This window comes from Aeromonas sp. QDB62 (assembly GCF_027705695.1).
Classification (GTDB): domain Bacteria; phylum Pseudomonadota; class Gammaproteobacteria; order Enterobacterales; family Aeromonadaceae; genus Aeromonas; species Aeromonas allosaccharophila.
Map to the genome: position 1 here is coordinate 1 of NZ_JAPDCD010000075.1, position 11,197 is coordinate 11,197.

At 57.9% G+C, this 11,197-nt stretch carries 10 protein-coding genes and 1 pseudogene; 4 read left to right on the top strand and 7 right to left on the bottom strand.

Features of this window, described 5'->3' with window-relative positions:
- Window positions 1-276 (bottom strand): hypothetical protein (locus OKC27_RS21685; RefSeq protein ID WP_270806687.1); only part of this gene is annotated, 276 nt, incomplete at its 3' end.
- Between the two features lie 40 nt (window positions 277-316).
- On the opposite strand from OKC27_RS21685, the gene OKC27_RS21690 reads away from it, so the two are divergent.
- Window positions 317-1,513, top strand: a complete 1,197-nt coding sequence (locus OKC27_RS21690; protein WP_182938338.1) for an NnrS family protein — start codon at window positions 317-319, stop codon at window positions 1,511-1,513.
- A gap of 16 nt (window positions 1,514-1,529) precedes the next feature.
- On the opposite strand, the gene OKC27_RS21695 is transcribed toward OKC27_RS21690, so the two are convergent.
- Window positions 1,530-2,099 (bottom strand): helix-turn-helix domain-containing protein, encoded by a 570-nt coding sequence (locus tag OKC27_RS21695; RefSeq protein WP_234603961.1) that lies wholly within the window; start codon window positions 2,097-2,099, stop codon window positions 1,530-1,532.
- 120 nt (window positions 2,100-2,219) lie between these two features.
- On the opposite strand from OKC27_RS21695, the gene OKC27_RS21700 reads away from it, so the two are divergent.
- Together OKC27_RS21700 and OKC27_RS21705 are read left to right on the top strand one after the other, a co-directional pair.
- Window positions 2,220-3,380 carry a benzoate/H(+) symporter BenE family transporter gene (locus tag OKC27_RS21700; RefSeq protein ID WP_234603964.1) on the top strand — a complete coding sequence of 387 codons (1,161 nt, stop codon included), beginning with the start codon at window positions 2,220-2,222 and terminating at the stop codon, window positions 3,378-3,380.
- Window positions 3,381-3,516: 136 nt separating this feature from the next.
- Window positions 3,517-4,581: a DUF3103 family protein gene (locus OKC27_RS21705; protein WP_234603965.1), complete on the top strand. Its 1,065-nt coding sequence runs from the start codon at window positions 3,517-3,519 to the stop codon at window positions 4,579-4,581.
- A gap of 69 nt (window positions 4,582-4,650) precedes the next feature.
- Here the strand turns inward: OKC27_RS21705 and metF are convergent, their stop codons facing one another.
- Window positions 4,651-5,541 (bottom strand): methylenetetrahydrofolate reductase, encoded by an 891-nt coding sequence (gene metF, locus OKC27_RS21710; RefSeq protein ID WP_234603967.1) that lies wholly within the window; start codon window positions 5,539-5,541, stop codon window positions 4,651-4,653.
- Between the two features lie 329 nt (window positions 5,542-5,870).
- On the opposite strand from metF, the gene OKC27_RS21715 reads away from it, so the two are divergent.
- Window positions 5,871-6,668, top strand: coding sequence for a GNAT family N-acetyltransferase (locus tag OKC27_RS21715; protein WP_042658093.1), 798 nt, complete (start codon window positions 5,871-5,873; stop codon window positions 6,666-6,668).
- A gap of 76 nt (window positions 6,669-6,744) precedes the next feature.
- On the opposite strand, the gene OKC27_RS21720 is transcribed toward OKC27_RS21715, so the two are convergent.
- The 4 genes and pseudogenes from OKC27_RS21720 to OKC27_RS21735 all read right to left on the bottom strand — a co-directional run.
- The gene (locus tag OKC27_RS21720; RefSeq protein ID WP_058054127.1) at window positions 6,745-8,202 is read right to left on the bottom strand and encodes an ABC transporter substrate-binding protein; all 1,458 of its coding nucleotides are present in this window, start codon (window positions 8,200-8,202) and stop codon (window positions 6,745-6,747) included.
- 8 nt (window positions 8,203-8,210) lie between these two features.
- On the bottom strand, window positions 8,211-10,190 hold the full coding sequence (locus tag OKC27_RS21725) for a HAMP domain-containing methyl-accepting chemotaxis protein (protein ID WP_270694326.1): 1,980 nt from the start codon (window positions 10,188-10,190) through the stop codon (window positions 8,211-8,213).
- A gap of 227 nt (window positions 10,191-10,417) precedes the next feature.
- Window positions 10,418-11,032 (bottom strand): outer membrane protein OmpW, encoded by a 615-nt coding sequence (ompW, locus tag OKC27_RS21730; protein ID WP_234604093.1) that lies wholly within the window; start codon window positions 11,030-11,032, stop codon window positions 10,418-10,420.
- Between the two features lie 27 nt (window positions 11,033-11,059).
- Window positions 11,060-11,197: pseudogene (locus tag OKC27_RS21735) on the bottom strand (IS1595 family transposase); the annotation flags it as partial.

Sequence of the window (11,197 nt, forward strand, 5' to 3'; positions counted from 1 at the left end):
CGTTGAGGAGGCGCATATTACGCTTCTCACTTCGAAAGTCAAGCGATTGTTTTCGCTTTTCTTTCGGCGCCCACTTCGCAAGGAAGCTGGCTCATCAGTCCGGCGTGTTCCGCCGTGCTGGTAGGGGCGCATTATAGGGAGCGAGGCCGCGATGACAAGGCTTTTTTCAGCAAAAAAGCTCGTTCGCTCAGATATCAAACAACGCTTTCCTTTTTTGCTCAAAACACCATCAAACCTGGTTATTGCCGTATTTAAATTGAACATTTCAAAAGCCACTTTATAATTGCCATCTCAAATGTTTAATTGGAATACCCTCATGCATCAAATCCTCGATAGCCATAAGGAAGAGCAAATCGTTCCGCTGTTCCGCTTGGGGTTCCGACCCTTCTTCCTGTTCGGGGCTCTGTTTGCTGCCGTCGCCATGTTGCTCTGGCTGGGGCAGCTCAACGGTTGGCTAACCTTGCCAGGGATTGCCAACCCGATCTGGTGGCATGGTCATGAGATGCTGTTTGGTTTCGGGGCTGCCATCGTCGCGGGTTTCTTGCTCACCGCGGTGCAGAACTGGACGGCCCATCCCGGTGTTCGGAGCTGGCCATTGGCGCTGGTGGTGGGGTTGTGGATGTTGCCAAGGACATTGTTACCCTGGCTGGGTGAGGAGAATACGCTCCTGATGGCGGCAGACCTGCTCTGGTTGCCGCTTTGCGCCTGGTTCCTTGCCAAGCCGATCTTGATAACCCGGCAATGGCGCAACCTCTTCTTTGTGCCCCTGTTGCTGATACTGACATTGCTCAATGGCGCCAGCTGGTTATGGCATGCAGAGTGGAGCACCGTTGAGCATCTGCTGATCACGACCGTGCTGTTGTTTACCACCCTGATCGCCGTGATGGGTGGAAGGGTGATTCCGTTCTTCACCGCCCGAGCAACCGGTCAGGAGAAAGCTGCACCTCAGCTCTGGCTGGAACGGGCGGCGCTCGCAACACTGTGGCTTATCTTGCTGTGCTGGCTGCTGCTCCCCACCCAATGGGTCACCTGCATATATATAGTGCCTCTCTATATAGTGGTGGCGGGTTTGCATCTGTGGCGACAACTGCGTTGGCATCTGCCATCGACCATTGCGCATCCACTGCTGTGGTCACTCCATCTCGCCTATCTGTTTATCCCACTTGGCCTGCTCGCTCTTGCGGCACATAGCGCAGGTCTGCCCATCACGCTGTCGATGGCCAGCCACCTGCTCAGCGCAGGCTGCATGGGCACCATGATCCTGGGCATGATTGCGCGAGTATCTCTCGGTCATAGCGGTCGGGCCTTGCAGGTGGGGCGCAGGATCACTGGCGCATTTGCCCTGGTTATCGCTGCCGCCACAATGCGGGTGGTGATTCCGCTGTTCTGGCCTGCCTATACCCTGCACGGCTGGAACTTCAGCGCGCTTGCCTGGATCGCAGCCTATGGTCTGTTTGTCTGGGTCTATACCCCGATACTGGCCAGCCCCAGAGCTGATGGCCGACCGGGTTGATCTCTGCAGGGCATGTTCAGGGTGTGGCAACCGGATAGTGGATCAGGTTGTGGAAAATCGCCGGAGCAATACCCAGATTGCGATAACCGTGGGGGCGGTCGGCAGCAAAGCGCACCGCCTCCCCTTGCGCCAGTGAGTGCCACTCCCCTTCCACCAGCACCTCCATCATGCCGCTGATGACGATGACATGTTCGGTCACTCCCGGCTCATGGGGATCGGATTCACGCTGGTAACCCGGCAACAGGGTCAGCTCAAGCAATTCGAAGCCAAACCGGTTTTCATAAGGGAAGAGCGGCGCTACTTGCATGCCCTCTCCCGCTGGCTGCTGGCGAATGGCATCGGCGGTGCGATAGAGCACCTCTTCCTGCGCGGCTGGTGTGGGCTCGATGAAACTGGAAAATGAGACTCGAAAACCGGTGGCGATCTTCCATAGCGTTGCCACCGTCGGGCTGGACTCCCCCCGCTCAATCTGCCCCAGCATCGCCTTGCTGACACCCGTTTCGCGCGCAGCGGCATCCAGGCTCCAGCCGCGCTCGCTGCGCAGCCCCTTCAGTCGAGCAGCCAGATGCTGACTCATCTCTTGCATAACTGCCTCTTTATTACTCTTGCATGATGCGCCTTGTGCGCTATAGCGCACAACGATATAGTCAAAACCAGATTGTACGTAATAACGCACAGCGCGTCACAACGCCAAGAGGAAATCCCCATGCCCTTCGCCCTCCCCCATCTGGTCGCAGGCTTTATCGCCGTGATGGTCGGCTACACCAGCTCCGTCATCCTGATCATCCAGGCCGCCACGGCGGCGGGTGCTGATACAGCCCAAGTCGCCTCCTGGCTATGGACGCTGGGGATCGGTATGGGGGTGAGCTGCATCGGCCTCTCTCTCTATTACCGCATGCCCGTACTGACCGCCTGGTCCACCCCGGGCGCGGCCCTGCTGATCACTACTCTGGGCAACTTCACTCTAGCGGAAGCCATCGGCGCCTTTGTGATCTCGTCCCTGCTGATCACCCTATGTGGCATCAGCGGCTGGTTCGATCGTTTGATGAGGCATATCCCGGCTCCACTAGCCGCCGCCATGCTCGCTGGGGTGCTGCTCAGATTCGGGCTGGATCTGTTCAAGATCGCCCCGCAAGATCCCTTACTGCTTGGCACCCTGCTGCTGACCTTCCTGCTGGGGCGTCATCTCTGGCCCCGCTATACCATGGTGCTGGTACTGGGAATGGGGATGCTGATCTGCAGCGTGCGGGGAGAGTTGCAGCTGGCGACCCTGCACTGGCAGCTCGCCAGCCCGGTCTGGACATGGCCAACCTTCTCCCTTGATGCCCTGTTTGGCATCGCGCTGCCGCTGTTCATTGTCACCATGACATCGCAAAACATGCCGGGGATAGCCATCTTGCGAGCCCATGGCTATCAGCCTGCCACCTCCTCGCTGATCAGCTGGACCGGCCTGACCGGCCTGCTGCTGGCCCCTTTTGGCGGCTATGCCTTCAATCTGGCCGCCATCACCGCCGCCATCTGCATGGGCAAAGAGGTCGACCCGGATACCAAGCGCCGCTGGCCTGCTGCTGTCTGGGCGGGTTGCTTCTATCTTGTGACCGGCTGTTTTGGCGCAACCGTCGCCGCCCTGTTTAGCGCCTTCCCGGCAGCCCTTGTCACCTGCATCGCCGGATTGGCCCTGCTAGGCACCATCGGCAGCAGCCTGCACTCCGCCTTGCAACAAGATGAGGCGCGGGAAGCTGCGCTGCTTACCTTCATCATTACCGCGTCCGGGATCAGCCTGCTCGGCATCGCAGCACCCTGCTGGGGTCTGCTCATCGGACTTGCCTTGCACTGGCTTCATTTATATCGACAAGAAAATCAATGAGACATCAAACCGTGATGACCTGCGCAAGATCCGGAAAAATTAGTTCACAGATGAAACTAATTACCCTCTATTGGTGTCAGGGCACCACTCTTCCCGGACATGTTGCCCTGTCAGGTTCATGCAACGGAGAATAATAATGAAACATCAGGCTTTCATCATTTTGCTGGCGCTTCTGGGCGTCAGCACGGCACACGCAGCCGACACGGACAGAGAGCTGGCTCGCCAGCTCGCACTTCAGCAGAAAAACCTGCCGCCCCTGCTGAGCAATCAGCAATACCAGAGCCCGCTTCCCAACCTGCTGCAAAAAGCCAGCCCGCGCCTTAAACGGCAGGCGACCGATGCCAACCAGGCGGCCATCAGTCGACAAGGACTGGATGGCGAGGTCAAGCAACTGATGCAGTTGCGGCTGGCCAACACCGATCAGGCCGCCGCACTGCAACAGGGCGTCGAACCGCTGGTCGCCTATGTTCCGAGCGGGGATGAGAAGAGCTGGAGCGCGATCGAGGCGTTCGACAGCGCCGGCAATCCTGTCTATCTGGATGTGGACAAGGCACCGGCTCGGCCGGTTCTGGTGGTCGAAGCCGATCCCGTCAAAGCCAAGAACGCAGGCTTGAGGGTGATGCGCAAGGCGCTGGCCTATGCGGATCTGCAAAGCGCACCGCGAGCGGCGGCCAGCACGGCGCCGCTCAAGACCAGTGTCCTGAAAAAGATCAGACTGAAGGATGATCAGGAGCCCTGGCTGCTCGGTGCGGCCGAAGTGTATGCGGTGGTCGCAGGGGTCAATCCCAGTCGGGATGAGCCAGTGGTCGATATTGTCGACATGCCCTACCTCGACTATGACAACACCGATTACACCCCCAACCAGATCCTGGTTTACTGGGATCGCTATCGCTGGGGTGCCGTCGACGTGGTGATGATGGAGCAGGATGACAACGTCAACTACAAGGAGCTGAGCACCCTGCTGATTGAAGCCCTCAAGCTCGGCTTTACTGCGGGTGGGGTGCCGGAAGCGCTGCCCTTCCTCGATCTTGGTGGTCGCATCGTCAAGGCGCTGCCCGACTCCTGGATGACCAACAACGACGACTATCTGGATACCTTCTACACCTTGGAGCAGGATCAGGTCTATCACCAGTATCCGGGGGCGGCCGGTAATGCGGTTATCGATCTCGAACCGAAAGAGATCCCGGTGACCCGGCCTTAAACAACGGCCATAACGAAAAAGCCAATGAGCAACTCATTGGCTTTTTGCTTTTATCGCGGTGAGCACAGGTCAGCCCTTGGGACGAACCCCCAGGGTATGACAGATGGCATAGGTCAGCTCGGAGCGGTTCAAGGTGTAGAAGTGGAAATCTTTCACCCCCTCCTGACTCAGCACGCGCACCTGATCGATGGCGATGCTCGCCCCCACCAGATTGCGGGTCATCTGATCGTTATCCAGCCCCTCGAAACGCTGATGCATCCAGCGCGGGATCTTCACGTTGGTGAAACCGGCAAACTTGGCCAGCGTCTGGTAGTTGGAGACCGGCAGGATCCCCGGCACGATTTCGGCATCGATACCGATGGCGGCACAGCGATCCCGAAAGCGCAAGTAAGTCTCCACATCGAAGAAGAACTGGGTGATGGCGCGGTTGGCACCGGCATCGATCTTGCGCTTGAGATTAAGCAGATCGGATTGCGCACTCTTGGCCTCCGGGTGGCCTTCCGGATAGGCGGCAACCGAGATATCGAAGTCAGCCTCTGACTTGAGCAGGGCAACCAGATCGGTGGCATACATATCCGGCTTGTCCAACCCCTGCGGCAAGTCACCGCGCAGAGCCACGATATGACGAATACCGCTGTTCCAGTAATCGCGGGCAATGGCGCGCAGCTCGTCGCGGCTGGCATCGATACAGGTCAGGTGCGGCGCCGCAATCAGGCCAGTTCGCTCCTTGATGTCCTTGATCACCTTATGGGTGCGATCACGTGTGCCCGAGTTGGCGCCATAAGTGACGGAGACGAACTTGGGTTCCAGCACTTTGAGCCGTTCGATGGACTGCCAGAGAGTATTCTCCATCCCTTCACTGTTGGGCGGAAAAAACTCGAAACTGACCGATATATCGCCATTCAAATCTGCCAAGCTCTGGTTGAGCGCCTCAACCTGACGTGCACTGTGAAATCCCATCTGCTCTTCTCCCTGTCCTGCAATCCATCTGTCTACGTCAAAACGGATGTTTGGACGTCTAAACGTCTTTATATTTATGAGTAAAACGATACAAAGTCAACAGGGATTTACCTCACATCCGATCTGACGAACGTCATATTTACAAAATTAACGGTACGTAACCGAAAAGTGCCCATCCCAAAATCGCCCCAGTCGAGTTATGATGGGGCCAGATCGTCCTGGACGTTCTGAATCTGCGTGTGATTGTTTGGCCGGAGGATTCTCCGGCCCCTTTTCATCTATTTCCCCCTCCTGCCGATAACAGAATGAGTCTTTGCAGGAGCACCATCATGGATACCCACCCCGGCTTTGCCACCGACTTGCTGTTTGATCGCTACCAAGGCGAGGTAACCCAGCATGAGCAGTTCTGGGCGGTTCGCACACCGGATGCTCCCGACTACTACTTTGGCAACTACCTGCTGCTCACCACCCCGCCCAGCGACCGTGACAAAGGCTGGCTGGAAGCCGCCTTTGATCAGCTGATTGGTCACGACCACAGAGTCCGCCATCGCACCTTCCAGTGGCCACTGGCAGCAGGGCAAAACAGCCGGATCGCCGGTTTTGTCGCAACGGGATACCAGTATATGGAGTGCGTGGTGCTGGCGCTGGATAAGCAGAGCTGGCAGCCTCATGGTGATATCAATGGTCCCCAGGTTCGCGCCTTCACCACTGCGGATTGGCAAGAGTGGCTCGACTTCGAACTGCATGAGCGGGATGAGGGGCACACGGCAGAGAGTTATCTTCCCTATCTGCAATCCCGCCGGGCACTCTATCAGGCCATGATTGCCGATGGGCTCGGGGAGTGGTGGGGGATCTGGCAAGAGGGGCAACTAGTCGCCAGTTGTGGTCTCTTCTTCTGCGGCCCGCTGGGCCGTTTCCAGTTGGTACGCACTCACCAGGCGTGGCGCAATAAGGGTTTATGCCGCCAGCTGCTGAGTCAAGTAGCTCGCGCAGGATTGTCCCGCGCCAAACAGCTGATTATCGTGGCCGACGAACACTACCATGCCCAGCGCATTTACCGCTCTCTGGGGTTCGCGCCGGTTGCCCGCATCGGCAGCCTCTGTCGCTGGCCGCACGACACACCATAAAGCGATTCGCTCTGGCCGCGAGCCATCAATAAAAACGGGAGGCTGATGCCTCCCGCTTGTTAGTTATGCTGATGAGTTATTGCTGCGGTGCTTCCAGCTCGTTGGAGAGCGCCTGCTCCACATCAGCCGCAGGAGCGGGGACTGGCGCCGTCGCTGCTGATGCAGGTTCTACGGGGGTCACCGCTGGTGCCACCACGGCTGGCGTGTCACTGGTCGCGGGTGCAGCGGACACAGCGGCCGGTGCTGAAACCGGCGCAGGCGTGACGGCATCACACTGACAATCCGCGCTCTTGGCCTTGTTGCCCTGATGAGGGGCATACCAGCCCTTCAAGCCACCTTCCAGTCGATCCGCAGCCGCCTTGGGCTCCATCTTGCCAAGCAGCACCGCCTGACTCACTTCGGCCAGTTCATCCCCCAACTTGGGCGTACCACGAGAGAGGATCTGGGTCGCCACCCGAATGGTCGAGTCACACTGATCGCGCCACTCCATCATCTCTTTTGCCGCCGGATTGGTGACATCGAAGAAGTGGTTGGAGAGGGAGAAGAATCCCGGCAGTGAGTTGGTATAGAGCTCGGCAAATTGCGGCGTCGTCAGCCACTGCAGGAAGGCCATTGCCCCCTCTTTGTTCTTGCTGGCCGGATTCATCCCCATACCGATATCGGTGTGGTCGGTAAAGAAGCAGCCATCCCCCTGTTTGGCCACCGGCGGACGCATAACGCCAAAATCGACCTTACCGGTGAAGGGGGCGATCTCCCAGGAGCCCGCCACGTAGAAGGCGGCCTTGCCCGAGGTGAACAGCTCGTTGCTGGTCGCATAATCGCGGCTCTCGCCCCCCTCACCGAGGTAGGAGCGCCAGCGGGCCAGCTCATCGAACACCTTCACATATTGCGGGTTGTCCAACCGCTCCTGCCCACCGATCAGCGCCAGACGGCCGTCCTCCCCCTTCCAGTAGTTGGGGCCAATATTCTGGAAGCCCAGCTCGGAGGCAACCCAGCTCTCGGAACCGCTCATGGCCAGCGGCACATAGCGACCATCGGCCTTGATCTTGTCCAGCACGGCAAAGAACTGATCGCGGGTTTGCGGCAATGTCAGCCCCAACTCACTGAAGATCTTCTTGTTATAGAAGAAGCCATGGATCACCGAGGCCATCGGTACGCAGAAGGTCTGGGCACCGGAATCGGTCTGCCAGGGTGACTGGGCAAAACTCGGGAAGTTCTCCATCCCCGCCATCTCGGTCAGCTCGGCCAGATGGCCCGCCTTGAACAGGGCGAGCGAATCATCAAACGGACGGCAGGTGATCAGATCCCCCGCCTTGCCCCCTTTCAGACTCTCCCACAGGGTGGGCATGTAGTTGACGTTCTGCACCGGGTGAAAACTCACCTTGATGCCGGGATGTGCCGCTTCAAACGCCGGGATAATCTTCTGCTCCCACAGCGCCTTGTCATCGGTTCGCCAGCTCTCGATCACCAGCTCGCTGGCCATCAACTGGCCACACAACAGGAGACTCAGGGCTCCAATCCACTTTTTAGACATAAGCCCTCCTAGACCTTGAAATGTGCGATCAATTGCTGCTGTTTGGCGACCAGGTCGGCCAGCACTTCGCTGCTTCTGGCGGATTCGCGCGCCTCCCGCTCTGTCTCGTATGCCACATCGGCAATACCGGCGATATGACGAGCGACCCCCTGACTGACGGAGATCTGCTCCTGCGCGGCATGGGCCACCTGATCCGCCATCGACTTGATGGCCCCCATCCGATCGGCAATGGATTGCAGCGCCACATCCATCTCGCGGGTCTGCTCGACACAGCTCTGGGTCTGCTCCTGGCTGCGCCCCATCACTTCAACCACATGCTTGCTGGAGCTTTGCAGGTTCTCAATCATCCCCTGGATCTCTTCGGTCGAGGTCTGGGTGCGATTGGCCAATGCCCGCACCTCATCGGCCACCACCGCAAAACCGCGACCGGCATCGCCAGCACGAGCCGCTTCGATGGCGGCGTTCAGAGCCAACAGGTTGGTCTGCTCGGCAATACTGCGGATCACATCGAGAATGCTGCCAATGTTGTTACTGAATTCCCCAAGCTTGTAGGTGATCCCGACCGCCTCTTCCATGGCACCGGCCAACTGCTCGGTAAGCCGGCGAGTGGTAGCTACTTTCTGGCGACCACTGCGCGCCTCTTCATCGGCCAGATCCACCTCCCGCTTGGTGCCATCGGTAGAGCGGGCCACCTCGGTGGCGCTCACTTCCAGCTCGGTAATGGCGGCGGCCACCTGATCGGTCTGGCTCTTCTGCTCCTGCACCCGGGACATGGCCCGTTCGCTGATCTCGGCGGCGCGGCTCGCCTCATCCACCAGATGACGTGAGCCCGCATTGATTTGGGAGAGCAGCTCGCCGGTCTTGCCTGCCAGGGTGTCAATGGAGCGGGAGAGCGTGCCAAATTCGCAACTGCTGCGGTAGTTAATGCGGCGGGTCATGTCACCGGCCGCCATGTAATCGAGCTCCTTGTTGATCATCTGCAACGGACGCTGAATACTGCGCGCAGTGGTATAGCCGATCACCAGCGCCGCAGCAGCCGACATCGCGGCAACCACCAGGATCCAGAAACTGGCGCTGCTGACCGCCGCATCTGCATTGATCCGGCTATCGCTGGCAATGGCACCGGCAGACTTGCCCATCTCATCGAGCAAATTGAGGCTGTTGACCAGACTGGCATCCAGCTGCTGATTCTGAGTGGCCAGCGACAACTCCAGTTGCTGAGCCTGACGCATGGTTGCCAGCAAGCCCTGAGCGCCAAGCGCCAACTCCTGCATCCGGTCGAGATTGGAGACAAAGCGCGCTTTCACATCATCGGGCACCGTCACTCGATCCAGACGCTTGCGCGCCATCTCGATGTCCTTGCTCAACACCTTTTCCAGCTCGTTCAAATCGGTTTTGGCATCGGCACGGCGGATATTCTTCAGATCGCGGGCGATACCTGAGGTAATGAGTTCCGCCTTGTTGCGCATGGAGCGCTTGCTGGCGGTCTGTTGCAACAGCAGATCCGCCGCCCACTGGTAGGTATCCTCAAGCCGGATAAATTCCATCTCCAGCTTGTGGCGCTGATCCAGTGCACTGACCCACTGCCGATGCTGGGCCAACACCTGATCCGCCAAGCCATAAAATTGGGAGGTAGCACTCTCGACCTGCTGGAAGCGGGCGCGGGCATCCGCCACGTCGGTAAATTTACCCATCTCCTGACTCAGCTGAGCGAAGCGGTTCTGCTGCTCCTTGAACTGATTGGCCAGCTGCGGCAACTGGGCGGCATCTTCACTGGTGCGGTAGACCAGCACCCAGCGGTTGCTATCCTGCAGCGCCCCCTTGAGACCTGCGACAGCCACCACCAGCGGGGTTGCCCGGTCAGATACGGCGGAGAGGCCGTCATTTATACCCTTGATTTTAAAGGTACTGATCACGCCAAGCAGGATCAGCAACAGCAGCATCAACACAAATCCGGCGATGATCCGCTGCACGATAGATAAACCCATGGAGACATCCTCACTCATTGGGGGAAGGTAAAGTGAACATAGTCACTATCGGCAGGGGTAGCGAATAACTGAAATAAAGCGGCAGGTATTTAATTGATTTGTATCGGGTTGGATCACAGTCCGGACCAGATCCGTCAAATAAAAAAAGCCCGGCACGAGCCGGGCTGAAAGAGACGTACTTTGCTATATTCCGCGATCCTTCCAGGGCCGCGGTCAGAATCAGCTCATTAGAAGCGGTAGCCCGCACCAATCATAAAGACCATCGGGTCGATATGCGTTTTGAAGGTACCAACACCATCAACTTTCACATCGGTATCGATATCCATGATCCAGGCTGAACCGTTTACAAACCAGCGGTCTGTAACCGCCATATCGATACCGACCTGACCTGCCAGGCCCCAAGAATCATCAAGGCTAATATTGGCACCATCGAGCTTCCCGACACCCTTTTCATCAAAGAAGGTGGTGTAGTTCACACCCACACCAACATATGGACGAACCTTGCTCTGGGCATCGCCAAAATAGTACTGAGCCATCAATGTTGGCGGCAGATGCTTAACCTTGGCTATTTCCCCCAATCCAGCAGTGCTCACACGATGGGAGAATGGGGTTGCCGCCAGCAGCTCAACCCCCCAGTTATCGGTGATCATATAACCCAAAGTCAGGCCAAGTTGTTGATTGCTGTCGATCTGAAACTCGCCAGTGTTAAGCACATCATCACTGCTCTCCTGAGGAGAAACGATGGCCAAACCACCACGAACCAGAATATCGCCAGCCTGGTGGGCCATGGCGAAGGGAGAGGTCACTGCAGCGGCAATCATCAGAGGAAGTAATTTTTTCATCACGTAATCCCTTTTTTTATTTCCTGATTACCCATGACCCTCAGCCAGCTTCAAGAGCCGATATGGCATCGGAGGGCTTGCCACGACGGCATGCCCCAATTCAACCAACATGCTCTTGAGGTCAAAACGATGATTAAACCGGAAGCAGTATTCCGCAAGATGCCT